Origin of the sequence: Flavobacterium foetidum, from assembly GCF_004634245.1 — a bacterium.
Taxonomy (GTDB): Bacteria; Bacteroidota; Bacteroidia; order Flavobacteriales; family Flavobacteriaceae; genus Flavobacterium; species Flavobacterium foetidum.
The window spans coordinates 45,350-71,895 of sequence record NZ_SJTF01000006.1; the positions used below are offsets into that span (position 1 = coordinate 45,350).

The 26,546-nt window shown below is 35.4% G+C and carries 22 protein-coding genes and 4 tRNA genes; 2 read left to right on the plus strand and 24 right to left on the minus strand.

The window, feature by feature from the left end; translation table 11 throughout:
- Nucleotides 1-26 precede the first annotated feature (26 nt).
- Nucleotides 27-980 (minus strand): AAA family ATPase, encoded by a 954-nt coding sequence (locus E0W73_RS09375; protein ID WP_135221826.1) that lies wholly within the window; start codon nt 978-980, stop codon nt 27-29.
- A gap of 78 nt (nt 981-1,058) precedes the next feature.
- On the minus strand, nt 1,059-2,489 hold the full coding sequence (locus tag E0W73_RS09380; protein ID WP_135221827.1) for a peptidylprolyl isomerase: 1,431 nt from the start codon (nt 2,487-2,489) through the stop codon (nt 1,059-1,061).
- Nucleotides 2,490-2,842: 353 nt separating this feature from the next.
- Here E0W73_RS09380 and E0W73_RS09385 point away from each other — a divergent pair, with 353 nt between their 5' ends.
- Entirely contained in the window at nt 2,843-4,435 is a 1,593-nt protein-coding gene (locus E0W73_RS09385) for a peptide chain release factor 3 (RefSeq protein ID WP_135221828.1), read from the plus strand.
- A gap of 84 nt (nt 4,436-4,519) precedes the next feature.
- Here the strand turns inward: E0W73_RS09385 and E0W73_RS09390 are convergent, their stop codons facing one another.
- The 20 genes from E0W73_RS09390 to E0W73_RS09485 all read right to left on the minus strand — a co-directional run bounded on the left by E0W73_RS09390 (nt 4,520) and on the right by E0W73_RS09485 (nt 23,129).
- Nucleotides 4,520-5,254 (minus strand): hypothetical protein, encoded by a 735-nt coding sequence (locus E0W73_RS09390; RefSeq protein ID WP_135221829.1) that lies wholly within the window; start codon nt 5,252-5,254, stop codon nt 4,520-4,522.
- Nucleotides 5,255-5,571: 317 nt separating this feature from the next.
- Complete coding sequence (locus E0W73_RS09395; RefSeq protein WP_008466913.1) at nt 5,572-5,883, minus strand: DUF3467 domain-containing protein; 312 nt, start codon at nt 5,881-5,883, stop codon at nt 5,572-5,574.
- A 10-nt stretch (nt 5,884-5,893) separates the two neighbouring features.
- Nucleotides 5,894-10,201 carry a DNA-directed RNA polymerase subunit beta' gene (gene rpoC / locus E0W73_RS09400; RefSeq protein ID WP_135221830.1) on the minus strand — a complete coding sequence of 1,436 codons (4,308 nt, stop codon included), beginning with the start codon at nt 10,199-10,201 and terminating at the stop codon, nt 5,894-5,896.
- A 284-nt stretch (nt 10,202-10,485) separates the two neighbouring features.
- A complete protein-coding gene (rpoB, locus tag E0W73_RS09405) occupies nt 10,486-14,298 on the minus strand; it encodes a DNA-directed RNA polymerase subunit beta (protein ID WP_135221831.1) in 3,813 nt (1,270 codons plus the stop codon).
- A 266-nt stretch (nt 14,299-14,564) separates the two neighbouring features.
- The gene (gene rplL, locus E0W73_RS09410) at nt 14,565-14,936 is read right to left on the minus strand and encodes a 50S ribosomal protein L7/L12 (RefSeq protein ID WP_135221832.1); all 372 of its coding nucleotides are present in this window, start codon (nt 14,934-14,936) and stop codon (nt 14,565-14,567) included.
- A gap of 93 nt (nt 14,937-15,029) precedes the next feature.
- Nucleotides 15,030-15,533 carry a 50S ribosomal protein L10 gene (gene rplJ, locus E0W73_RS09415; RefSeq protein WP_135221833.1) on the minus strand — a complete coding sequence of 168 codons (504 nt, stop codon included), beginning with the start codon at nt 15,531-15,533 and terminating at the stop codon, nt 15,030-15,032.
- 22 nt (nt 15,534-15,555) lie between these two features.
- Complete coding sequence (gene rplA / locus E0W73_RS09420) at nt 15,556-16,245, minus strand: 50S ribosomal protein L1 (protein ID WP_135221834.1); 690 nt, start codon at nt 16,243-16,245, stop codon at nt 15,556-15,558.
- Between the two features lie 13 nt (nt 16,246-16,258).
- Nucleotides 16,259-16,696, minus strand: a complete 438-nt coding sequence (gene rplK, locus E0W73_RS09425) for a 50S ribosomal protein L11 (RefSeq protein WP_008466923.1) — start codon at nt 16,694-16,696, stop codon at nt 16,259-16,261.
- A 65-nt stretch (nt 16,697-16,761) separates the two neighbouring features.
- Complete coding sequence (gene nusG / locus E0W73_RS09430; RefSeq protein ID WP_135222010.1) at nt 16,762-17,313, minus strand: transcription termination/antitermination protein NusG; 552 nt, start codon at nt 17,311-17,313, stop codon at nt 16,762-16,764.
- A gap of 9 nt (nt 17,314-17,322) precedes the next feature.
- A complete protein-coding gene (gene secE / locus E0W73_RS09435; RefSeq protein ID WP_135221835.1) occupies nt 17,323-17,520 on the minus strand; it encodes a preprotein translocase subunit SecE in 198 nt (65 codons plus the stop codon).
- An 18-nt stretch (nt 17,521-17,538) separates the two neighbouring features.
- Nucleotides 17,539-17,609, minus strand: a tRNA-Trp gene (locus E0W73_RS09440).
- A gap of 60 nt (nt 17,610-17,669) precedes the next feature.
- Entirely contained in the window at nt 17,670-18,857 is a 1,188-nt protein-coding gene (gene tuf, locus E0W73_RS09445) for an elongation factor Tu (RefSeq protein WP_135221836.1), read from the minus strand.
- A gap of 55 nt (nt 18,858-18,912) precedes the next feature.
- Nucleotides 18,913-18,984, minus strand: a tRNA-Thr gene (locus E0W73_RS09450).
- A gap of 82 nt (nt 18,985-19,066) precedes the next feature.
- A tRNA-Tyr gene (locus E0W73_RS09455) sits at nt 19,067-19,147 on the minus strand.
- Nucleotides 19,148-19,259: 112 nt separating this feature from the next.
- Nucleotides 19,260-19,333: transfer RNA gene (locus E0W73_RS09460), tRNA-Thr, on the minus strand.
- A 91-nt stretch (nt 19,334-19,424) separates the two neighbouring features.
- A complete protein-coding gene (gene hpf / locus E0W73_RS09465) occupies nt 19,425-19,727 on the minus strand; it encodes a ribosome hibernation-promoting factor, HPF/YfiA family (protein WP_125722466.1) in 303 nt (100 codons plus the stop codon).
- Nucleotides 19,728-19,758: 31 nt separating this feature from the next.
- Nucleotides 19,759-20,655 (minus strand): tyrosine-type recombinase/integrase, encoded by an 897-nt coding sequence (locus E0W73_RS09470; protein WP_135221837.1) that lies wholly within the window; start codon nt 20,653-20,655, stop codon nt 19,759-19,761.
- Nucleotides 20,656-20,755: 100 nt separating this feature from the next.
- Complete coding sequence (rpsU, locus tag E0W73_RS09475; protein ID WP_026730435.1) at nt 20,756-20,950, minus strand: 30S ribosomal protein S21; 195 nt, start codon at nt 20,948-20,950, stop codon at nt 20,756-20,758.
- Between the two features lie 137 nt (nt 20,951-21,087).
- On the minus strand, nt 21,088-22,230 hold the full coding sequence (locus tag E0W73_RS09480; RefSeq protein WP_135221838.1) for an acyl-CoA dehydrogenase family protein: 1,143 nt from the start codon (nt 22,228-22,230) through the stop codon (nt 21,088-21,090).
- Between the two features lie 14 nt (nt 22,231-22,244).
- Nucleotides 22,245-23,129, minus strand: coding sequence for a ComEA family DNA-binding protein (locus E0W73_RS09485; RefSeq protein WP_135221839.1), 885 nt, complete (start codon nt 23,127-23,129; stop codon nt 22,245-22,247).
- Between the two features lie 274 nt (nt 23,130-23,403).
- On the opposite strand from E0W73_RS09485, the gene E0W73_RS09490 reads away from it, so the two are divergent.
- Complete coding sequence (locus E0W73_RS09490; RefSeq protein ID WP_135221840.1) at nt 23,404-24,870, plus strand: APC family permease; 1,467 nt, start codon at nt 23,404-23,406, stop codon at nt 24,868-24,870.
- Between the two features lie 43 nt (nt 24,871-24,913).
- On the opposite strand, the gene E0W73_RS09495 is transcribed toward E0W73_RS09490, so the two are convergent.
- Nucleotides 24,914-25,141 (minus strand): PspC family transcriptional regulator, encoded by a 228-nt coding sequence (locus E0W73_RS09495; RefSeq protein ID WP_008466940.1) that lies wholly within the window; start codon nt 25,139-25,141, stop codon nt 24,914-24,916.
- Between the two features lie 67 nt (nt 25,142-25,208).
- Nucleotides 25,209-26,480 carry a DUF2851 family protein gene (locus E0W73_RS09500; RefSeq protein ID WP_135221841.1) on the minus strand — a complete coding sequence of 424 codons (1,272 nt, stop codon included), beginning with the start codon at nt 26,478-26,480 and terminating at the stop codon, nt 25,209-25,211.
- Between the last annotated feature and the right edge of the window lie 66 nt (nt 26,481-26,546).

Genomic DNA, 26,546 nt, shown 5'->3' on the forward strand with positions numbered 1-26,546 from the left:
GTCATTTTGAGACAGCCCTTCTAATTTTATAGTAATTTCTGAATTATCTTTTCTTCAGTTATCCCTTCTGCGTCAGCTTTATAGTTCTTAATAATTCTATGACGAAGAATTCCAGTCGCAACTGCTTTTACATCCTCAATATCTGGAGAAAATTTTCCGTTGAAAGCGGCGTGCGCTTTTGCGGCCAAAATCAAATTCTGCGAAGCTCTAGGCCCTGCTCCCCAATCCAGATAGTTTTTCACAAAATCATTTGTCAATTTATTATCCGGACGGGTTTTGCTAACTAGAGTTACCGCATATTCTATCACATTATCTGCTACAGGAATTCTGCGGATTAAATGCTGAAAATCTATAATTTCTTGTGCCGTAAATAATGGCGTGATATTAGTCTTAACATCCGAAGTCGTTCGTTTTACCACTTGAACTTCTTCTTCAAAAGTTGGATATTCTAATTTTATGGCAAACATAAATCGGTCTAACTGTGCTTCTGGAAGCGGATAAGTCCCCTCCTGCTCAATTGGGTTTTGTGTTGCCAGTACAAAATATGGCAAATCTAATTTATGATGCTGACCGGCGATAGTAACCGAACGTTCCTGCATCGCTTCCAATAAAGCGGCTTGAGTTTTAGGAGGCGTTCTGTTGATCTCATCGGCTAAAATAATGTTTGAGAAAATTGGGCCTTTAATGAATTTAAAATTTCGGTTTTCATCCAAAATTTCACTTCCTAAAATATCAGAAGGCATTAAATCTGGAGTAAACTGAATTCTTTTAAAATCAAGACCTAAAGCTTGAGACAGAGTATTAATCATTAAGGTTTTTGCTAAACCCGGAACCCCAATTAACAATGCATGTCCTCCGGAAAATATACAAAGCAAGATTTGATCTACAACGGCATCTTGGCCTACAATGATTTTTGCTATTTCGTTTTTTAATTCGCTTCGTTTCTGAACTAAATTGTGAATTGCTGTTACGTCAGACATTTATGAATGTATTTAAAATTAAAAAGAGTTAACTTTATGAATTCATAAAACTAACTCTTTTTCTTTATTTAATAAAAATTATTTTTTCAACCAGTTATTAGCAAAACTACAGTCTCTGTATTCTCCAATAATTTTGATGTGAGTATCTTTAATTTTAGTATCAAACCATTTTGCGATCGCATTGATTTGTTTTTCTTTTAATGCTAATTCCTTAATTTTTGTATAGTCTTTAGCATAATCCGCTACGTGCTCGTCAATTCTGTTGGTAACTGTGATTATTTTATAGGTCTTTTTTCCTTTATCATCAGTATTTAAAAGGGGCTGCGAAATTTCAGTATCTTTTAAATTTGAAACCTGGCTGTACAAAGTCGGATCCATTTTCGTCAACTCAAAACGAGTATCCTGAGTATTTGGATTTACCAATGTTCCACCGTTTGCTCTTGTTTCTTTTTCATCAGAATCTGACCTTGCTGCATCGGCAAAAGAAACTTCTTTATTTACAATCTTATTTCTGATGTTTGTAATTCTTTCTTTGGCTTCTTTCAAAGCATCTTCAGAAACAGTTGGCGATATCAAAATATGACGCAACTCAACTTCCTGTCCTTTGATTTTATCTATCATAATAATATGGAAACCAAAATTAGTTTCAAAGGGAGCAGAAATTTCGCCCTCCTGAAGACTGAATGCTACATCTTTAAACTCTTTTACGAAAGGAGTCTTTCTCGTCATTTTGTAGTATCCTCCATTTGTAGAAGAACCTGGATCCTGAGAATACAAAACCGCTTTTGTAGCAAAACTAGAACCGTCAAGCACATCTTGTCTAATAGAATTTAAACGGTCAATTACCTTTTGCTTATCTTCTTTAGAAACTTTTGGCTCAACAACAATTTGCGCCACTTCCATTTCGGCGCCAAAAGTTGGTAATTCATCCTTTGGAATTTTCTTAAAGAAATTACGAACCTCTTCTGGAGTAATTTCGACATCTTTAATAATCTTGTCTCTCATTTCTGAGGCAAGTTTCTGCTCTTTCAAAATGTCGGCAAAGTAAGTCTTAAACTCCTCAACAGAATTTTTTCTATAATACTGTACGACCTTATCTATATTTCCAACCTGTTGCACCATATAGTTCAGCCTTTCTTCCATCATGCTTCTTACTTCGGCATCACTTACGATAATACTATCCTGAATTGCCTGGTGAGCGTAAAGTTTATCTTCAAGCAGTTTTCCAAGCATCTGACATCTTGTAATGTCTTTTACAGAACCTCCTTGACTCGTGATTTCTAAAAATCCTTTATCAATATCAGAATCCAAAACAATATACTCTCCAACTGTAGCAATAATACCATCAATTTTAAGCTTTCCTCCTGTAGGCGCTTCAGCCGGCTTTAAGGCAACCGCATCAGGAATTATTTCCTGTGCAGAAACAATTGAAGTGAAAAAAAATGAAAAACAAAATACAAACATCAATTTGTATCCAATTGTTTTTAGCTGTAATTTTTTTAATAACATTATTTTAAATTTAATTTGAATGTAAAGGCCTGCTTTAAAACTTTTGTCAAAATTACTTCAATTTTATTTTTCAGATAAATCTAAAACATAAATAATTAAAGTCTAGTTCTTTTCTAACTTATAACGAACAAAAATAACAATTCAATTACATAATACAACTATCAGCTATAGTATTAACAAAAAATTATGCGAGAGCCTATTAAATTCGCCAGCAGTTAGTAGATTTTAAATAGCTGCTCTAGAAAAAGCAGCTTTTAAGTAAATTCTGCAAGCTAACCGAAAGAAAACCAAACCAAGAAATATTTTTATTACGCCGTAATTAATAGTACTTTTGCAACCTATTTATACGAAATATGAGTTTTTTAAAAGAAATACAACGCAGAAGAACATTCGGAATTATATCGCATCCCGATGCCGGTAAAACTACTTTAACTGAAAAACTATTACTTTTTGGAGGGGCTATTCAGGAAGCTGGAGCTGTAAAGAACAACAAAATAAAAAAAGGAGCAACGAGCGACTTTATGGAAATCGAACGCCAGAGAGGTATCTCGGTTTCAACTTCTGTGCTTGCTTTTAATTATAAAGACAAAAAAATCAATATTCTTGATACTCCTGGACACAAGGATTTTGCTGAAGATACTTTTAGAACCTTAACTGCCGTTGATAGCGTAATTGTTGTAATTGACGTTGCAAAAGGGGTTGAGGAACAAACAGAAAAATTGGTTGCTGTTTGTAGAATGCGTAACATTCCGATGATTGTTTTCATCAACAAATTGGATCGTGAAGGTAAAGATGCTTTCGATTTGATGGATGAAGTTGAACAAAAACTTGGTTTGAAAGTCACACCTTTAAGTTTCCCAATCGGTATGGGTTATGATTTTCAGGGAATTTATAATCTTTGGGAAGAAAACATCAACCTTTTTAGTGGAGACAGCCGTAAAAATATTGAAGAAACGATTGCTTTTTCTGACGTACAGAACAATCCAGAATTGGATAAAATTGTGGGAGAAAAAGCGGCAAACAAACTTCGTGAAGAATTAGAACTGATTGATGAAGTTTACCCGAAATTCGAACAGCAGGATTATTTGGATGGAAAAATTCAGCCAGTGTTCTTTGGTTCTGCTTTGAATAACTTTGGAGTTCGTGAATTATTAGACTGTTTTATTGCAATCGCGCCATCTCCAAGAGCAAAAGATTCTGAAACTAGAACAGTTGAACCGACAGAAGAAAAAATGTCTGGATTTGTTTTCAAAATCCACGCCAACATGGATCCGAAACACCGTGACCGTTTAGCATTCATCAAAATTGTTTCTGGAACTTTCGAAAGAAACAAACCTTATTATCATGTTCGTCAAAAGAAAAATCTAAAATTCTCTAGCCCTAACGCATTCTTTGCTGAGAAAAAAGAAATTGTAGATATTTCGTATCCTGGTGATATTGTGGGTCTTCATGATACTGGAAACTTTAAAATTGGTGATACTTTAACAGAAGGTGAAATCATGAGTTTCAAAGGAATTCCGAGTTTCTCTCCAGAACACTTTAGATACATCAACAATGCCGATCCGATGAAAGCGAAGCAATTAGAAAAAGGTGTTGATCAGTTGATGGATGAAGGTGTTGCCCAGTTGTTTACTCTAGAAATGAACAATCGTAAAGTTATTGGAACGGTTGGAGCCCTTCAGTATGAAGTTATTCAATATCGTTTAGAGCATGAATATGGAGCAAAATGTACTTACGAAAACTTCCCTGTACATAAAGCTTGCTGGGTAAAACCTGATGATGCTAAAAATGAGGAATTCAAAGAGTTTAAGCGTATCAAACAAAAATTCTTAGCTCATGATAAATACGGACAGTTAGTATTCTTAGCTGATTCTGATTTTACTATCCAAATGACGCAAAGTAAATATCCAACTGTGAAATTATTCTTTACCTCCGAATTTGATTAATTCTTTTAAATAAAAAAACAAAGGCTGTCCATTTTATTGCGACAGCCTTTTTTGTTTACATTCCCCAAAATGTAAATTTTATTATTATCGGGTATAATTAATTCCTAATCCTCCTGCGATATAAATTCTGTTAAGCTCTTCTGCATCAATAAGTATGTTTTTTACCAAAACATTATTTTTAGCTGATTTTACATCAAAAGCTATTTCTTTTGTCAGATAATAATCATTGGCTGTAATTGTAACCATTATCGTTTTACTATCCTTTAAAAGTTTGGCTTCTGTTGAAAATTCACCTGTTTTAGGATTTACTTTCACAGGATTTTGCGAGTTATCAAAAGCAATCATTAAATTCGAATATGCTTCTTTATCAAATGGTTTATTTGTTTTTGCTTCTAACAGTTTTCCTTTTATGATTACTGAAACTTCTTGATTTCGAGTTTGATGATAAGCTATTTTCCCTACTTTGTAAGGATTCGGTTTTGGGCAGTTTATTTCTGTTTTGGCAACTTCTTTTTCTTGAGCTGAAAGATTGGATGCCAGCAAAACCGATGCTGCGACAGCCGCATATCTTAGATTATTAATTTTTGAAGTTTCATTGTACACAAATTCTTCTTCCAGTTGAGTCGTTTTTAATCGAGCACATATGCTTTTATCCTTATTTTCTGCAATAAATTTGGCAACTTCGGCATTCGTTTTTTTGCTTAAATCAATTACATTCTTCATACACGAACTGCAAAACGACCCCTTAGCATTGGGAATCATTTTATCAAAATTTTCAGAACAAGGATCTGCTATTTCTAGGGTGAATTTCTTTTTCATAATTTCTATAATTTGAGTCGTACATTTAGTATAGAGAACATTTTTATACGAAAGGTTGGGAAGCCAAGAAACTTTTTTAAATTTTGACATAAAAAAAAGTGCCAAAACGAATCGGCACTTTCTAATATTTGAATTAATTCAACCTTACTAATCTATTAATTTATCCAACAAAAAACAAACCTGTTTTTTTAGTTTTCCAAATTAAGCAATTTCACAAATACAGCTAAATTTAGTCGATGAAAGTAAGATTAATCCGTTAAAATACATGTTTGTTGAAATTAAAAAAGCCCCATTTAAAAAAACGGGGCTTTAAAAATTTATGCTTGTCCCGCAGGACCAAAATTAAGCGGAATCGGCGCTTGCTCTGTCTCTTTGATTTCGCCATGAGCGGCTTCAAATCGATGGATATTTTCACCTATTGCTCTCAATAATCTTTTAGCATGTTGTGGTGTCAAAACAATTCTTGACTTTACCTTGGCTTTAGGAATACCTGGCATAATGCTCACAAAATCTAAAACAAACTCAGATGATGAGTGGTTGATAATCGCAAGATTAGAATAAATTCCTTCTGCGACAGTTTCGTCTAGCTCAATATTAATTTGCTCTTGTTGTTGTTTCGGATTACTCATAGTTTCCTAATTAATAAATGTATTCTTCTTTATTAGCCATCATTTCATTGTAATCGTCTTTAGAACCTACGATAGTGTTATCGTATTCTCTCATACCAGTTCCCGCAGGAATTCTGTGTCCAACAATTACGTTTTCTTTTAATCCTTCTAAGTCATCTACTTTACCAGCTACTGCAGCTTCGTTAAGTACTTTCGTTGTCTCCTGGAATGAAGCCGCAGAAATGAATGATTTAGTTTGTAACGAAGCTCTTGTAATACCTTGAAGAACTGGCGTTGCAGTTGCAGTAATTACGTCTCTTGCTACAACAAGATTTTTATCTGTACGTTTCAATAATGAATTTTCGTCACGTAGCTCACGAGGAGAAATAATCTGACCTGGTTTTAATACTGAAGAATCTCCAGCATCTTCAACCACTTTCATTCCGTATAACTTATCATTTTGAAGGATAAAGTCTTTAGTGTGGATCAATTGATCTTCTAAGAATAGCGTATCTCCTGGATCTTCAACTTTAACTTTACGCATCATTTGACGAATTACAACCTCAAAGTGCTTGTCATTGATTTTTACCCCTTGTAGACGGTAAACCTCTTGAATTTCATTTACCAAGTACTGTTGAACAGCAGCTGGTCCTTGAATTCTTAAGATATCATCTGGTGTAATTGCACCATCAGACAATGGAACTCCCGCTCTTACGAAGTCATTCTCTTGTACTAAGATTTGGCTTGAAAGTTTTACTAGATACTTTTTAACCTCGCCAAATTTAGATTCGATCACGATCTCGCGGTTACCTCTTTTGATTTTACCAAAAGATACAACACCATCAATTTCAGATACAACTGCTGGGTTTGAAGGGTTACGAGCCTCAAGCAGCTCAGTAATTCTTGGTAAACCTCCCGTGATATCGCCCGCTTTAGAAGAACGACGAGGGATTTTTACTAATACTTTACCTGCTTTAATTTTCTCACCGTTTTCAACCATTAAGTGTGCACCTACTGGTAAGTTGTAAGAACGAATCAATTCACCTTCTTTACCATAAACTAATAAAGTTGGGATTAATTTTTTGTTTCTAGCCTCAGAAATTACTTTTTCCTGGAAACCAGTCTGCTCATCGATTTCAACCATGAACGATTGTCCTTGCTCTAAATCTTCGTAAGCAATCTTACCAGTAAACTCAGAAACAATTACACCGTTATATGGATCCCATTTACAGATTACAGTTCCTTTAGTAACAACGTCACCATCATTTACAAAAATACTAGAACCGTAAGGAATGTTATGTGTATTTAAAACAATTCCGGTTTTTTCGTCAACTAATTTCAACTCAGTTGAACGTGAAACTACGATATCAACAGAATTTCCTTCTCCGTCTTCTCCTTTAACTGTTTTTAAATCTTCAATTTCAAGTCTACCTGCGAATCTTGTAACAATACTTGACTCTTCAGAAATACCTCCAGCAACCCCTCCAACGTGGAACGTACGAAGTGTTAACTGTGTACCTGGCTCTCCAATAGACTGAGCTGCAATAACTCCGACAGCTTCACCTCTTTGTGTCATCTTACCAGTAGCTAAGTTTCTACCGTAACATTTAGCACAAATACCTTTTAAAGCTTCACAAGTCAACGGAGATCTTACTTCTACTTTTTCAACAGGAGAAGCCTCGATAGTCTTCACAATTGATTCAGTAATTTGCTCACCTGATCTAACCATAATCTCGTTGGTAAGAGGATTAATTACGTCTTGTAATGCAACACGTCCTAAAATTCTCTCTCCTAAAGATTCTACGATTTCCTCATTTTTCTTCAAGGCAGCAACTTCAACACCTCTTAAAGTTCCACAATCCTCGATGTTAACAATTACATCTTGAGAAACGTCATGAAGCCTTCTTGTCAAGTAACCAGCATCGGCAGTTTTAAGAGCCGTATCCGCAAGACCTTTACGAGCACCGTGAGTAGAAATGAAGTACTCAAGAATCGAAAGACCTTCCTTAAAGTTAGAAAGAATCGGGTTTTCAATAATCTCACCACCACCAGCAGTAGATTTTTTAGGCTTAGCCATCAAACCACGCATACCAGTTAACTGACGAATCTGCTCCTTAGAACCCCTCGCCCCAGAGTCAAGCATCATATATACAGAGTTGAAACCTTGCTGGTCTTCTCTAATATTTTTCATTGCCAACTCTGTCAACTGAGCATTTGCTGAAGTCCATACGTCAATAACTTGGTTGTAACGCTCGTTATTGGTAATAAGACCCATGTTATAGTTAGTTGAGATACCTTCAACTTGCTCTCTGGCATCTGCAATTAACTTCGTTTTTTGTTCTGGAATTCTAATATCACCTAAAGAGAATGATAAACCTCCTCTAAATGCGAATTTATACCCCATATCTTTCATATTATCCAAGAAAGCTGCCGTTGTAGGTACATCAGTCACACTTAAAATGTGTCCGATAATATCTCTAAGGTTTTTCTTAGTCAATACATCGTTGATATATCCAGCTGCTTCCGGTACTACTTCGTTAAATAATACACGTCCAGCAGTTGTCTGGATGATTTTGTACACTAATTCTCCGTTCTCATTAAAATCTTTTGCTCTGATTTTCACACGAGCATTCAATTCTAATCTTCCTTCGTTTAATGCAATATTTACTTCTTCAGCAGAATAGAAAGTCAAATCCTGACCAATAATTTTGTGATCTTCTGTAGAAATACGCTCTTTGGTCATATAGTATAGACCCAAGACCATGTCCTGAGAAGGTACAGTAATTGGAGCACCATTTGCAGGGTTCAAGATATTGTGAGAAGCCAACATTAATAATTGTGCCTCTAAAATAGCCTCTGGCCCTAATGGTAAGTGAACCGCCATCTGGTCACCATCGAAATCGGCGTTGAATGCCGTACATACTAATGGGTGTAACTGGATCGCTTTTCCTTCAATTAATTTAGGTTGGAATGCCTGAATACCAAGTCTGTGCAAAGTAGGAGCACGGTTCAGTAATACTGGGTGTCCTTTAATTACATTTTCAAGGATATCCCAAACTACTGGCTCTTTCTTATCAATGATTTTCTTAGCAGATTTTACTGTTTTTACAATACCTCTTTCGATCAACTTACGAATAACGAATGGTTTGTATAACTCAGATGCCATATCTTTTGGCAATCCACACTCATATAATTTTAATTCAGGACCAACGACAATTACCGAACGAGCAGAATAATCCACACGTTTACCAAGTAAGTTTTGACGGAAACGTCCTTGTTTACCTTTTAATGAGTCAGATAATGATTTTAATGGTCTGTTTGATTCTGTTTTAACAGCAGAAGCTTTACGAGTGTTATCAAACAATGAATCTACAGATTCTTGCAACATACGTTTCTCGTTTCTTAAGATAACTTCTGGAGCTTTAATCTCCATTAATCTCTTCAAACGGTTGTTACGTATGATTACACGACGGTATAAGTCGTTCAAATCTGAAGTTGCAAAACGACCTCCATCAAGTGGCACAAGCGGACGTAACTCTGGTGGGATAACTGGAACCACTTTCATGATCATCCATTCTGGACGGTTTTCGCGGTTTTCGTTAGACTCACGGAAAGATTCCACAACTTGTAATCTTTTTAAAGCCTCAGTTTTTCTTTGTTTAGAAGTCTCATTGTTAGCGCTGTGTCTTAATTCATAAGATAAAGCATCTAGGTCAATACGAGCTAATAAATCCATAATACACTCTGCTCCCATTTTGGCAACAAATTTATTAGGATCTAAATCATCTAAATATTGGTTTTCTTGCGGAAGAGTATCTAAAATATTCAAATATTCTTCTTCAGTTAAGAAATCTAATCTTTGTAATGATTCTCCATCTGCATTTTTAGCAATACCAGCTTGGATTACTACGTATCTTTCATAGTAAATGATCATATCTAATTTCTTAGATGGAAGACCAAGGATATAACCAATTTTGTTTGGAAGAGAACGGAAATACCAGATATGAGCAATTGGCACAACAAGGTTGATGTGTCCTACTCTATCACGACGTACTTTTTTCTCAGTAACTTCAACACCACAACGGTCGCAAATGATACCTTTGTAACGAATTCTTTTATACTTACCACAAGCACATTCGAAATCTTTTACTGGTCCGAAGATTCTTTCGCAGAAAAGTCCGTCACGCTCTGGTTTGTGAGTTCTATAGTTGATTGTTTCTGGCTTTAAAACCTCTCCTCTTGATTCTTTTAGGATAGATTCTGGTGAAGCCAATCCAATAGAGATTTTGTTAAATCTTTTTACTGGATTCTTATCTTTATTGTTTCTATTATTCATCATAGTTTTTACTATTGATTTACTGCTGTTAAAAATTGATTTTAGATTTCATAATCCTCCTCTTTAAAATAAAGAGTTAATCATTGCGCTTACCTCGGGTTACTTCTCTAAACCTCAAACTCTTATCTGAAGTGCTAGTTATAAAATGCCCTGCATTATTATAAAAAATCGGAACGGGTTACGGGTATAAATCTTTAAAAACTTTTATAAAAAAAGTGTTCAGTATTCAGAATTTAGTGTTCAGTTTATCACTGATTACTAAATACTGAACACTGAATACTAAAACATTATTCTTCCAAACGAAGATCTAATCCTAGACCTTTCAATTCGTGCATTAATACATTGAATGATTCTGGCAAACCTGGTTCTGGCATAGTTTCACCCTTAACGATAGCCTCGTAAGTTTTAGCTCTACCAATAACGTCATCAGACTTAACAGTTAAGATTTCACGTAGCGTACTAGAAGCTCCATAAGCCTCAAGTGCCCAAACCTCCATCTCTCCAAAACGCTGACCTCCGAATTGAGCCTTACCTCCAAGTGGCTGCTGCGTAATCAACGAGTATGGTCCGATAGAACGTGCGTGCATCTTATCATCAACCATGTGTCCTAATTTAAGCATGTAAATTACACCCACAGTCGCTTTTTGTGCAAAACGCTCTCCAGTTCCACCATCATAAAGGTGAGTATGTCCGAAACGTGGCACTCCAGCTTCATCAGTCAAAGCATTGATTTCGTCTAGAGAAGCACCGTCGAAGATCGGAGTAGCAAATTTTCTACCCAAGTTCATACCTGCCCAACCTAATACAGTCTCATAAATCTGACCAATGTTCATACGTGAAGGTACCCCAAGTGGGTTCAATACGATATCAACCGGTGTTCCGTCTTCAAGGAAAGGCATATCTTCATGACGAACGATTCTAGCAACAATACCTTTGTTACCGTGACGACCCGCCATTTTATCACCTACTTTTAACTTACGCTTTTTAGCGATATAGATTTTAGCCAATTTCAATATTCCAGATGGTAATTCGTCTCCAACTGTAATAGTGAATTTCTCTCTTCTTAAAGATCCTTGCAAGTCGTTCAGCTTAATTTTATAGTTATGAATCAAATCATTAACCATTTTATTAGTAGCGTCATCAGCAACCCATTGACCTTTGCTTAAGTGAGCGAAATCTTCTACTGCGTAAAGCATTTTTTGAGTATATTTTTTACCTTTTGGTAAAACTTCTTCACCCAAATCATTCATTACACCTTGAGATGTTTTTCCGTTAACAATCAAGAATAATTTCTCAACCAATCTGTCTTTTAATTCAACAAATTTAGTTTCGAACTCCATTTCTAAAGCGCCTAAAGCATCTTTATCCTGAGTACGTTTACGCTTATCTTTTACGGCTCTTGCAAATAATTTTTTGTCAAGAACTACACCATGTAAAGATGGAGAAGCTTTTAATGAAGCATCTTTTACATCACCCGCTTTATCCCCGAAGATAGCACGAAGCAATTTCTCCTCTGGAGTAGGATCTGACTCTCCTTTTGGTGTAATTTTTCCGATCAAAATGTCGCCAGGCTTAACCTCTGCCCCAATTCTGATCATACCGTTTTCATCTAAGTCTTTAGTAGCTTCTTCAGAAACGTTAGGAATATCGTTTGTTAACTCTTCGTTTCCTAACTTAGTATCTCTAACCTCTAATGAATAATCATCAACGTGGATAGAAGTAAAAATATCATCGCGAACTACTTTTTCAGAAATTACAATCGCATCCTCGAAGTTGTAACCTTTCCATGGCATGAACGCAACTTTTAAGTTTCTACCTAAAGCTAATTCTCCATTTTGAGTAGCGTATCCTTCAGACAATACTTGTCCAGGAACAACTCTGTCACCTCTTCTTACGATTGGTTTCAAGTTGATACTTGTACCTTGATTGGTTTTTCTAAATTTAATTAAGTTATACGTTTTCTCATCAGCATCAAAACTTACCATTCTTTCTTCTTCCGTACGGTCGTATTTAATAGTAATGATGTTAGCATCTACATATTCAACAGTACCATGCCCTTCAGCATTGATCAATACTCTTGAATCTGAAGCTACCTGACGCTCTAAACCTGTACCAACAATTGGTGCTTCAGGACGGATCAAAGGAACTGCCTGACGCATCATGTTTGATCCCATCAATGCACGGTTCGCATCATCATGCTCCAAGAAAGGAATCAAAGATGCAGAAATCGATGCAATTTGGTTAGGAGCAACGTCTGTATAATGTACTGAACTTGGTTCAACAACTGGGAAGTCACCCTCTTCACGAGCAATAACGTTACTAGCTGTAATTTTACCAGAAGCATCCATATCAATGTTTGCCTGAGCAATCATTTTACCTTCTTCTTCTTCAGCACTTAAATAGATTGGCGCGCTTTCTAAATCAACAACACCATCTGTTACTTTACGGTATGGAGTTTCGATGAATCCCATTCCGTTAACTTTTGCATAAACACCAAGAGATGAAATCAAACCAATGTTTGGTCCCTCAGGAGTTTCAATCGGACATAAACGACCATAGTGAGTATAGTGAACGTCACGAACCTCGAAACCAGCTCTCTCTCTCGAAAGTCCACCTGGCCCAAGTGCAGAAAGTCTTCTTTTGTGTGTAATCTCCGCTAATGGATTCGTTTGATCCATAAATTGAGATAACTGGTTAGTACCAAAGAAAGAGTTGATAACTGATGATAATGTTTTAGCATTGATCAAATCAATTGGTGTAAACACCTCGTTATCTCTAACGTTCATTCTCTCACGAATAGTTCTAGCCATACGTGCTAAACCAACACCGAATTGTTGAGACAATTGTTCACCAACTGTTCTAACACGACGGTTTGATAAGTGGTCGATATCATCAATCTCTGCTTTAGAGTTGATCAACTCGATTAAATATTTTACGATTGTAATGATATCCTCTTTAGTAAGCACTTGCTTATCCATAGGGATATCTAAATCTAATTTTTTGTTCATTCTGTAACGACCAACTTCACCTAAGTTGTAACGTTGATCAGAGAAGAACAATTTATCTATAATACCACGAGCAGTTTCCTCATCAGGCGGTTCAGCGTTACGCAACTGACGGTAAATGTGCTCTACAGCTTCTTTTTCAGAGTTAGTTGGATCTTTTTGTAACGTGTTGTGGATAATAGCATAATCAGCTTGGTTATTATCCTCTTTGTGCAACAAAATAGATTTTACGTTAGAATCAATGATCTCTTCAACATTATCTTTGTCAATAATGGTATCACGATCAAGGATGATTTCGTTACGTTCGATAGAAACTACCTCTCCGGTATCCTCATCAACGAAATCCTCATGCCATGTGTTCAAAACACGCGCAGCAAGTCTTCTTCCAATATATTTCTTAATTCCTGTTTTAGAAACTTTGATTTCTTCAGCTAAGTCGAAAATTTCAAGGATATCCTTATCTCTTTCAAAACCAATAGCACGGAATAAAGTCGTTACAGGTAATTTTTTCTTTCTATCGATATACGCGTACATCACGCTGTTGATATCTGTAGAGAATTCTATCCAAGAACCTTTAAAAGGAATTACTCTGGCAGAATAAAGTTTAGTTCCATTTGCGTGGAATGACTGTCCAAAGAAAACCCCTGGAGAACGGTGTAATTGAGATACTACAACACGCTCGGCACCATTAATAACAAAAGTACCACTAGGAGTCATGTAAGGAATTGTTCCAAGATAAACATCTTGTACAATAGTTTCAAAATCTTCGTGTTCCGGATCTGTACAGTAAAGTTTTAACCTTGCTTTTAAAGGCACACTATACGTAAGACCTCTCTCTATACATTCTTGAATTGTATAACGTGGCGGATCAACAAAATAATCTAGGAATTCCAATACAAAGTTATTTCTTGTATCTGTAATTGGGAAGTTTTCCATGAAGGTGTTGTACAATCCTTCGTTGCCTCTTTCGTCAGATTTCGTTTCTAATTGAAAGAAATCCTTAAAAGATTTAACCTGAACATCTAAAAAATCCGGATAATCAGGGATATTTTTTGTAGAGGCAAAATTCAATCTTTCAGTCTGATTTGTTATCATCAATGGACAAAATTTTGATTAAAAAAAAGTAGATTTTTGTGTAAAAACACACTGTTTAATGTATACTTTCTTTTTGTAACCAATACATCTTTAAAAACAAAATCGATAAAATTCGATTTAAATTTTCTTTCTTCGTATTGATCAAAAACTTCTTTGTATTTTAAACTATTTGTAAATAAAATTTAATGTATTTTATTATACGAAAAATGGTTTAGGCCATTGAGCGTTAACTCAAGACCTAAACCTAGTTCTTAAACTTAGTTTAATTATTTAAGCTCAACTGAAGCTCCAGCCTCTTCTAAAGCTTTCTTAAGACCTTCAGCCTCTTCTTTAGAAACACCTTCTTTAACGTTTGCAGGAGCACCGTCAACTACATCTTTAGCTTCTTTAAGACCTAAACCAGTTAATTCTTTAACTAATTTTACAACAGCCAATTTAGAAGCTCCAGCATCTTTCAATACAACTGTAAATTCAGTTTGTGCTTCTTCAGCAGCACCTTCTCCACCACCAGCAGCAACTACTACAGCTGCAGCAGCAGGCTCGATACCATACTCGTCTTTTAATATTGTTGCTAATTCGTTAACTTCTTTAACTGTTAAGTTAACTAATTGTTCTGCGAATTGTTTCAAATCTGCCATTTTTTCTATCGTTTAAAATGATTTGTAAAAAATATAATTTATTTATTGTGCGCTAATTAAGCAGTAAGAAAGTATTCTCTCTTACGTTGATAATTACTCTGCTCCTTCTTCTTCGCTTCCTGCGAATTTGTTTTGTAAAGCAGAAATAATTCTTTGAGCTGGAGATTGTAATAATCCAATGATTTCTCCGATAAGCTCTTCTTTAGATTTAATAGTTGCTAATGTATCCAATTGGTTATCTCCAATATAGATTTCATTATTAATGAAAGCACCTTTTAAAACTGGTTTATCAGATTTCTTACGGAAATCTTTGATAATTTTTCCAGGAGCGTTAGCAACATCAGAAATAAATATAGCACTGTTACCTGTTAAAACTGTAGGTAAATCGCCATAATCATTAGAAGAAGCCTCCATTGCTTTTGCAAGCAAAGTGTTCTTTACAACTTCTAATTTGATACCTGCTTTAAAACAAGCTCTACGTAAGTTTGAAGTTGTCTCTGCGTTTAAACCAGAAATATCAGATACATAAATGATATTTGTACCAGCTAACTGCGCAGTTAAATTTTCAATCGCGATTGATTTTTCTTCTCTAGTCATACTAAAAATTTTTAACTACCAATTATACTGCTTTTGGGTCTAATGCAATAGCAGGACTCATTGTGCTTGTAAGGTGAATACCTTTGATGTATGTACCTTTAGCAGCAGTTGGCTTAAGTTTTATTAATGTTTGAATAATTTCGTGTGCGTTCTCAACGATTTGCTCAGCTCCGAAAGAAACTTTACCAATACCAGCGTGAACGATACCAGTTTTATCAACTTTAAAGTCAATTTTACCAGCTTTAACTTCTTGAACAGCTTTAGCAACATCCATAGTTACAGTACCTGTTTTAGGGTTTGGCATTAAACCTCTAGGTCCTAAAATACGACCTAACGGACCTAATTTACCCATAACAGCAGGCATAGTAATGATCACATCAACATCTGTCCAACCGTCTTTAATTTTTTGTAAGTAATCGTCAAGACCAACGTGATCTGCTCCAGCTTCTCTTGCTTCAGCTTCTTTATCTGGAGTAACCAATGCTAATACTTTAACGTCTTTTCCTGTTCCATGAGGTAAAGTAACTACACCTCTCACCATTTGATTCGCTTTTCTAGGATCTACTCCAAGACGAACTGCGATATCAACAGACTCATCAAATTTTGCAGAAGCAACAACTTTAATTAATGCAGCAGCATCTTTTAAAGTGTATAATTTGTTCTTTTCAATTTTTGAAGCAGCCTCTTTTTGCTTTTTTGTTAATTTTGCCATGTCTTTTTCTTAATTAAAAAGGAGCATCTCCTGATACAGTTATACCCATAGATCTAGCTGTTCCAGCAACCATACTCATAGCTTTCTCGATTGTGAAAGCATTTAAGTCTGGCATTTTGTCTTCAGCGATAGTTCTAATTTGTTCCCAAGTAACGCTAGCTACTTTTTTACGATTAGGCTCACCAGAACCAGATTTTAGCTTTGCAGCTTCCATTAACTGAACTGCTGCTGGAGGAGTCTTAACAACAAAATCAAATGATTTGTCTTTGTACACAGTGATTTGCACTGGACAAATTTTGCCAGGTTTATCCTGAGTTCTAGCATTAAATTGCTTACAAAACTCCATGATATTAACCCCAGCAGCTCCTAAAGCAGGTCCAACCGGTGGCGACGGATTCGCAGCACCTCCCTTAACTTGTAGTTTAACTACCTTACTAATTTCTTTAGCCATTTTTAAAAAATTTAACACCGCAATCAATGGAAGCGACTACGATGGTTTATTATAGTGTAACAAAATTATACTTTTTCAACTTGCATAAAACTTAGCTCTAATGGTGTTTTTCTTCCGAAAATCTTAACCATAACCTCAAGTTTACGCTTCTCTTCATTGATTTTCTCAACAGAACCATTAAATCCGTTGAAAGGTCCATCAATTACTTTTACAGTTTCTCCAACACTAAATGGTATAGAACGAGTATCTGTATTAACAGTAAGCTCGTCAACCTTACCTAGCATTCGATTAACCTCAGAAAGTCTCAAAGGAACAGGTTCTCCTCCCTTTGTTTCTCCTAAAAATCCAATAACACTTGTAATTGACTTAATAATATGAGGTATCTCACCAACTAAGTTAGCCTCGATCATAACATATCCAGGAAAATAAACTTTATCCTTAGATGATTTTTTCCCATCTTTTACAGTAACTACTTTTTCGGTAGGAACCAAAACCTGAGAAACATAATCTTCCATACCTAATCTCGCAATCTCAGTCTCGATATAAGCTTTTACCTTATTCTCTTGACCGCTAACCGCTCTAACTACGTACCATTTTTTCACATTATTATCTGCCATCACAAAAAATTACCCTTTTAACCATTTAAAAAATCCAGCTAAAGCTTTTGCAAAAAATTCGTCTACTCCCCAAGTTGCCAAAGCAAATAGAACCGAAAATACAGCTACAACAATTGTCAATTTCTGAACTTCAGCCCATGCAGGCCAAGTAACATTTGACTTTAACTCTTCGAAAGCCTCTGATAAATAATTAGTAACTTTTGTCATTTGATCTATTTTTTATTGCACGGGCGGAGGGATTCGAACCCCCATCAACGGTTTTGGAGACCGCTATTCTACCCTTGAACTACGCCCGTAATTAAAGCCAGTGATTTCTATTAAGAAAATCATCTGGCTTTTTTTTGTATTTATAGAAATTATTCTAAAATTTCAGTAACCTGACCAGCACCTACTGTTCTACCACCTTCACGGATAGCAAAACGTAAACCTACGTTCATCGCGATTGGGCTTAATAAAGCAACCTCGATAGTCAAGTTATCACCTGGCATTACCATCTCTACACCTGCTGGTAAAGAAATAACTCCAGTTACGTCAGTTGTACGTACGTAGAACTGTGGACGGTAGTTATTGTGGAATGGAGTGTGACGTCCACCTTCTTCTTTTTTCAAGATATAAACCTCAGCTTTGAATTTAGCGTGTGGTTTTACTGAACCTGGCTTAATAATAACCATACCTCTTTTGATATCAGCTTTATCAATACCTCTTAACAATAAACCTACGTTATCTCCAGCTTCTCCTCTGTCAAGGATTTTACGGAACATCTCAACTCCAGTGATAGTAGAAGTTAATTTCTCAGCTCCCATACCAATGATTTCAACAGGATCTCCTGTATTAGCAATACCAGTTTCGATACGACCTGTAGCAACAGTTCCACGACCTGTAATTGTAAATACGTCCTCAACTGGCATCAAGAATGGTTTAGCTACGTCACGAACTGGCTCTTCGATCCAGTTGTCAACAGCATCCATTAATTCTAAAATTTTAGGAACCCAAGCAGCATCATTATTTAATCCTCCTAAAGCAGATCCTTGGATAACTGGACCATTATCTCCATCATATTCGTAGAAAGATAATAAATCTCTAATTTCCATTTCAACAAGCTCTAATAACTCAGCATCATCAACCATATCCACTTTGTTCATGAAAACAACGATTCTTGGAATACCAACCTGACGTCCTAAAAGGATGTGCTCACGAGTTTGTGGCATTGGACCATCTGTAGCAGCAACTACTAAGATAGCTCCGTCCATTTGAGCAGCTCCAGTAACCATGTTCTTTACGTAATCCGCGTGACCTGGACAGTCAACGTGAGCGTAGTGACGGTTAGCTGTTTCATACTCTACGTGTGATGTATTAATAGTAATACCTCTTTCTTTCTCCTCTGGAGCGTTATCGATTTGATCAAACGATTTTGCTTGACAGTAACCTGCATCAGACAATACTTTTGTAATTGCAGCAGTTAATGTAGTTTTTCCGTGATCTACGTGTCCAATTGTACCTATGTTTAAGTGCGGTTTGGAACGATTAAAATTCTCCTTTGCCATTTTACTTAATTTTTAATCTTAGTTATATATTAATTTTCAATTTCCTACTTACTTGAGCCAATGTCGGGATTTGAACCCGAGACCTCTTCCTTACCAAGGAAGCACTCTACCCCTGAGCTACACCGGCAGAGTTTCGATTTTAGATTTTTGAATTTAGATTTCAGATTTTTAAAAATCTAAAAACTAAAACCTTACCTCTTCTTTTTTTGTGGGGAGAGCAGGATTCGAACCTGCGAAGTTCTCACAGCAGATTTACAGTCTGCCCTCGTTGGCCGCTTGAGTATCTCCCCCGATAATTTATGGTTTTAGATTTTAATTTTAAAAAACTCAATCCTTCCCTTAAATTATTATTTTTCAATATTTTAAAGAACAAATTCTAAATCAAATTCAGAACATTTCCTGAGCCGATAGAGGGACTCGAACCCACGACCTGCTGATTACAAATCAGCTGCTCTAGCCAGCTGAGCTACATCGGCGAATACATTAAAAAAGTCCGCTATTTCTAACGGACTGCAAATGTAGCTATTTTATCTTTTAATCAAAACATTTTTTGAAAAAAAATTTCAATTAAATATGTGCTCTTATTTTTTCTTTCCTTTTCACAAGTAAACGCTCTAAAGATTCTGCCGAAAGTTCAACCGCCTCCTCAAAAGTCTTGCATTGCTTTTTAACCAAAAAATCATCTCCAGGAACATTAATCTTTATCTCCACCATCTTATTCTCTTTATCACTGGTTCTTTCAACTTTCAGAAAAACATCAGACGAGACTACACGATCGTAGTATTTTTCTAATTTACCCATTCTCTCTTGGATAAAATCGACCAACTTTCTGTCAACAGTAAAGTTAACTGCATGAACATCTACCTTCATAATACTTATTTTAGGGTTAAACATTTAAGAATTACCGCTTATTCCTAGGATGCGCGTCACCGTATACCTTTTTTAATTCTGCCAAACTATTATGAGTATAAACCTGTGTCGAAGCAAGACTAGAATGCCCTAATAATTCTTTAACTGAATTTAAATCCGCTCCATTATTCAGCAAGTGAGTCGCAAAGGTATGCCTAAGCACATGCGGACTCTTTTTCACCTTTTCGGAAACCCTACTAAAGTAAGAATTTATTAATCGATACACAAAAGATTCACTCAATTTTAACCCTTTTTTCGAAAGAAAAAAATAATCCGAATCTATTACATTTTCCAACGATTGCCTCTCGCCTAAATACATCCTTACATTTTCTGCCACAACAGGAAGGACAGGAATAAGACGCTCTTTATTCCGCTTCCCTAAAACCTTAATCACATTTGAGGACAAATCCACATTATAAACCATCAAATGTATCAGTTCTGCCCTCCTCACGCCAGTAGTATAAAACAAATCGACTATAAGCCTATCTCTCACCTCTTCAAAGCCAGAAGCCTCACTTACCTCTTTCATCAAATCACCAAGTTCTTTTTCAGAAAAAGGAACCTGAACGATTTTCGGCGTTTTCAAAGCCTTATGCTTCACCATCGGATTCACGTCTATCTGTTTTGTTTTTAAAAGAAACTTAAAAAAAGCCTTCAGCGAAGCCATTTTCCTATTTATCGAAACATTAGAAACACCATCATCAACCAGCGAAACAATCCAGCTTCTTATTTGACCATAACTCACCTTATCAATACAATCTTGCTCGAAACGATCTTTATTAAAGGCCTCAAAAAACACAATGTCATTCAGATATGCCGCTACAGTATGAGGAGAATATTTCTTCTCCATTTCTAGATAATTTCGAAAAGCTTCCTTATTTGTTTTCATATCCACACTTACCTAACAATACGACATAAAAAAAACCGTCAGCATCAAAATTAACTCATTTTGACCACTAACGGTAATTTATTTTAAACTAAGCTGTATACTAACTTTCTAAGCTATCTTTCAAACCTTGAATATAAGCAGCTTTTTGAATTTGAGCTCTTTTGATAACAGAAGGCTTAATAAAAGCAGTACGTGCTCTTAATTGACGAACAGTTCCTGTTTTATCAAATTTTCTTTTATAGCGCTTTAATGCTCTATCGATATTTTCTCCGTCTTTAATTGGTATAATTAACATAATATAGACACCTCCTTTCGTTAAGGCTGCAAATGTAAAAATTAATTATGAAATACAATATCTTTTTGCTGCTTTTTTTCAAAGAGAATAGAAAACAGAAAAAAGAACATAGACCATCACTCAAATATATTCTATATTTACTCTTTAAGCAGATTTCTCGAAATTACAAGTTTCTGAATTTCTGTTGTCCCTTCTCCTATTGTACAAAGTTTTGCGTCTCTATAAAATTTCTCTACTGGATAATCTTTCGTAAATCCGTAGCCACCGTGAATTTGCACGGCATCATTTGCTATTTTAACACAAACTTCCGATGCATACATTTTTGCCATTGCGCCATTTACCGTCACAGGTTTGTGTTTTTCTTTTAAAAATGCCGCTTTATGCAATAACAGCTCAGAGGCTTCGATTTCTGTCGCCATATCTGCCAGCTTAAAAGCAATAGCCTGAAAATTACCGATTGCTTGACCAAACTGATGCCTCTCTTTTGAATATTTAAGAGCGGCTTTATAAGCCCCTTTCGAAATTCCAAGTGACAAAGCTCCTATCGATATCCTGCCTCCGTCTAAAATTTTCATAGCCTGCACAAAACCTTCTCCAACCTCTCCTAATCGGTTTTCGTCGGGAATTCGGCAGTTATCAAAAACCAATTCTGCAGTTTCGCTGGCGCGCATTCCGAGTTTATTTTCTTTTTTACCGGATGAAAATCCTTTCATGCCTTTTTCAAAAACAAAAGCTGTCATTCCTTTAGAATCCCCCTTTTCCCCCGTTCTTACCACCACCACGGCAATATCTCCCGAAATAGCGTGAGTAATAAAGTTCTTTGCTCCGTTTACTACCCAGTGGTCTCCGTCTTTCACAGCAGTAGTATTCATTCCGCCGGCATCAGAACCTGTATTGTGTTCTGTCAATCCCCAAGCGCCAATAAATTCTCCGGTAGCCAACTTAGGAAGCCATTTCTTTTTTTGCTCCTCGTTACCGAAAGTCAAAATATGGTTTGTACATAACGAATTATGTGCCGCGACAGACAGCCCGATTGACGGATCTACTTTTGAGATTTCTTCAATAACTGTAATATATTCATGATACCCTAAACCTGCACCTCCATATTCTTCTGGCACCAAAACGCCCATAAATCCCATTTCGCCAAGTTCCTTAAACAAAGGAACTGGAAAAATCTGCGCTTCATCCCACTCCATTATATTAGGTCTGATATTTTTTTCGGCAAAATCTTTTATTGACTGCTTAATCAGCAGTTGCGTTTCATTATATTCAAAATTCATAATAAACTTCTTTTTTAGAACTTCAAATATAAACTAATTATTTTTGCTTTTTCAACAGGAAAACCTTTAATTTTTGCTAAATCTTCAATATTATTAAAATTTCCGTTCATGCTGCGATATGTCACAATTTGTTTTGCAAGTCCGTAATTAAAATACGGAAACTGACTTATTTCTTTTAGTGATGCTTCATTAAGATCTATTTTCTTGATATTATCTGAAACCGTAATTTTAAAATGAGCATTTAATTCAGTGATTACTTCCGGCGAAAGCCCCCAAACATCATTAAGTTGTTCCATTGAAACAAAACAGCCTAAGCTTTCTTTTTGTTTCAAAATTCTTTTTGAAAGCGCTTCTCCGATTCCGTAAATCTTCATTAAATCGTCTTGACTGGCATCGTTAAGATTCATTATTGCGATTTTCTCTTTTTTGACACTATTATTATAGGTATAAATTTCCTTATTTTTTTCTGATGTTTTATGCTGTGTCCATTCCGGAAATTTAAACAAAGGCGAAATCACACGCAATAAAGAATCTGAGATTTTGGTAACCTGTTGAAACTCCTGAGCCGAATTGACAAACTTGTTTTGTTTTCTAAATGCCAAAAGCCGATCTATTTCTGCAACAGACATCCCTAATTTATAAGCTTTATAATCTGAAATAAAATTAGGATTAAACAAATACACTTTGGTCTCTGTTTTATATTTTTCAGATTTTAGACTGTCGACTTGAGATTGCAGACCGAGCCATTTTTCTTGTTCTGGAAATTTTTCCTCAGGATCATCAAAATCTAAATAGAAGTAAGCTAATTGCAGGATACATATAACTAGAAACAAAAACAACAATCCCTTTTTTTGCTGATTAGTATATTGAAAATAAGGCTTCAAAAAACGTAAACTCATCAATAACACGATTAACTATTAAATAAACATCAAAGCTTTGAAATATATTTAGTAAAATTATTAAGAAAAATAGTAATTTTTATGAGTTTAGTGAAATTATTTATTCCGTGTATAAATCAGAATTAAATTAATGAAATTCAACCATTAACCGATATATTCTGCATCTTCTGTAAAAAAAATAAACATTTTATAACTTAAAACATGATAATTGTTTTTATTTTTTATAAAAAACGATACATTTGGAGCTTAATAACAAATAAACCAATAAAATAGTATGTCAATCTGGAGAGTTAAACCAATATCTGCCTTTGAGGCTGATATGAAAAAAAGTGATTTAAAGAGAGTCCTCGGAAAATGGAGTCTTACTGCCATTGGAGTTGGTGCCATTATCGGTGGTGGAATTTTTGTACTTACTGGTACAGGGGCTTATTATCATGCGGGTCCAGCATTAGCGATTTCATTTATTATTGCAGGTATTGCCTGCGTTTTTGCAGCTCTATGCTATTCTGAATTTGCTTCAATTTTACCTGTAGAAGGGTCTGCTTATGCCTATGCATACGGTACAATCGGGGAAATTTTTGCCTGGATAATTGGCTGGGGTCTTATTCTCGAATACGCGATGGGATCCATGACGGTCGCCGTATCATGGTCAGGATATTTTAATAAATTACTCAAAATATTTCACATTCAACTTCCAGAATGGCTAACAACCGATCCAGCAAGTTATACTGGAGAAGGATTTTCGATGAATCTTCCAGCATTCTTGATTGTTATTTTAGTCATTTCATTACTTATTAAAGGAACAAAAAGTGCTGCAAAAGCAAACAATGCGATTGTAATTCTTAAAGTTTCTGCCGTAATTTTTGTAATTATAGCAGGTCTTTTCTACATCAATACAGCAAACTGGAGCCCATTTATTCCAGATGCTACTCAGATTGTTGAAAAAGAAACTACTCACAATGCTTACGGAATTGGAGGAATTATCTCTGGAGCCGCTGCAATTTTCTTTGCTTATGTTGGTTTTGATGCTGTTTCTACACAAGCTGGTGAAGCGATTAATCCTAAGAAGGATGTTCCGTTTGCAATCATCGCTTCTTTGCTAATCTGTACCTCTTTATATATTATGGTTTCTTTAGTATTAACCGGAATGATGAACTACCAAGATTTTAATCCACTTGGAAAATATCCTGAAGCTATTAAAGCTCCTGTTGCTTATGCTTTTGATATCGCTGGACAAGGTTGGGCAGGTTTTATCATCACTGTGGCCGCTACTATTGGTTTAGTTTCTGTATTAATGGTAATGATTATGGGACAATCGAGAATCTTCCTTGGGATGTCTAAAGACGGATTGATTCCATCTGTGTTCTCTAAAGTAAATCCTATTTCTGGAACACCAAAAACCAACTTAATGATTTTAGGAGGTATTATTGCAACTGTAGCAGCATTCACACCAATCAATAAATTAGCCGACATGACCAGTTTTGGTACTCTATTCGCTTTTACGATGGTCTGTATCGCAGTTTGGATCTTAAGAGTTAAGCAACCTGGATTAAACAGAACTTTTAAAGTGCCAGCTTTACCAGTTATTGCTGTTTTAGGAATTGCGATTAACACTTATCTTATCATCAATTTAAGTTTAGACGCACAATTATTATCTCTTGGGTGGCTAGCCATTGGTATCTTGGTTTACTTTGGATACAGCAAGAAAAGATCAAGACTTAATGATTCAAATCAAGAATAAATACTATTAAAAAAAACTCCAAATTTAAGTTTGGAGTTTTTTTTTACAAATCAAAAACCGAAGTTCTTTTAGAACGGATTAAATCTTTTAGTCTGATCCAAAAAGCAAGCGTTAGATAAACGCCAAAACCAAGACCTGCTGTAACAAATGAAATGTAAATAAAAAAGAGACGTACACTTGTTACACGCATTCCCAATTTATCGGCCAAACGAGATGAAACATGAAAACCATATTTCTCGAAAAAAAACTTAAGTTTTAAGATTGCTGACATTTTATTATAAACTTTAGATTGTAAAATTACAAATTATCCGATCATGACAATTTCTATTTTTCCATTTCTAATTATTCTTCAAAAGTTCTAATCCCAAAGCACATTTCAGACACGATTTCTTATTGCAGTATTCATTCTTAAGCTCTATCATAGACTGTGTTTCAAAAGCATTTTTAGATTTTATTCCAAATAAGGCAAATTTATCTATGATGGCATTTTTCTCTGGCGGAACTTCCATCAAAAAATCTACTAAGCGATCTGAAATTGATTCTCCCATAATAGAGGCGTATGCAAACTGAATCGGAATTATCGTATTTAAAATCAGTAAATCGATAAAAGAGTTAGATAAAAACTTTGCTTTCCATGAGCTTGCCTTGTCAAACAAGTAATGACTTTGCCAGTAGGGGCTTGGCGCAGCTTTAAGCAATCTGTATACTGATTCGGTTGACTTTAAATTAATTATTTCCGAAAACAGATTCTGATTTTTATTATACAAACCTGCAAGTTGCGCAAGTCTTATAGTTGGAAAATTATCTGGTCGATGTTTAAAAAACAGAACTTGTTCTACAGGATTTTTTTCAATTTGATATTTATTGATTAGATACAAATAACGAATCTTAAGATCCAAGAAATAAACATCTTCAAAATGCGAATCGAGCAATCCTGCAATGCCAAAAAGTAGTGCTTCTAGATTCTCGGCTTCAAAACCTTCTTTCCTAATTACAGAAAAAGGTATCGATTTTGCTATTTGCAAAAATGCCTGACCATTGGTATTTAAGCCAAAATTTTTAGCCAAAAGAATAAACAAAACCGCTTCCCAATCTTGATTGGTTTCTTTGAGTAGATCATAAATAAATTTCGACTTTCGTTCTAGTCGTTCAAAAAACAATCTTTCCTGCCAGTTTTTTAGAACGAAATCATCTAGCTGTGTCAGCTGTTTTTCGCAATAAATCCAAGATTTAGGCGCTGTCAATTGGTGATACATTTCCAAAGCATTTTCAGAAACATATTCTTTTAAAACTAAAACAGGAATTTCGGTATTGTTTTCTCTAAAAACTGCCATATCATTTTCCCATACTACATGCAGGATTACATTATCATAAGCTTTATCCCTTTCATGAAAATGATTATACCAATCAGACGATTTGAGATGAATCTCAACATTTCCAGCCCATTTCTGTCCTCCGATAATAATTTGAGCATTAAAAAAGTCCGGACCAGAATTTTCTAGATAATCGCCTGAATGCACTATAATCAGTTCTTCATTTTCAGCCGTTCTTAAATTTAGAGTTTCAAATTTTTTAAATCTCCACAAATAATGAAGAAAATCTTCTTTCATGTCAAAGGCTTTATAGAATTACAAAAACCAAATCTAATAAAATAATACTAATCTTACATTTTTTTT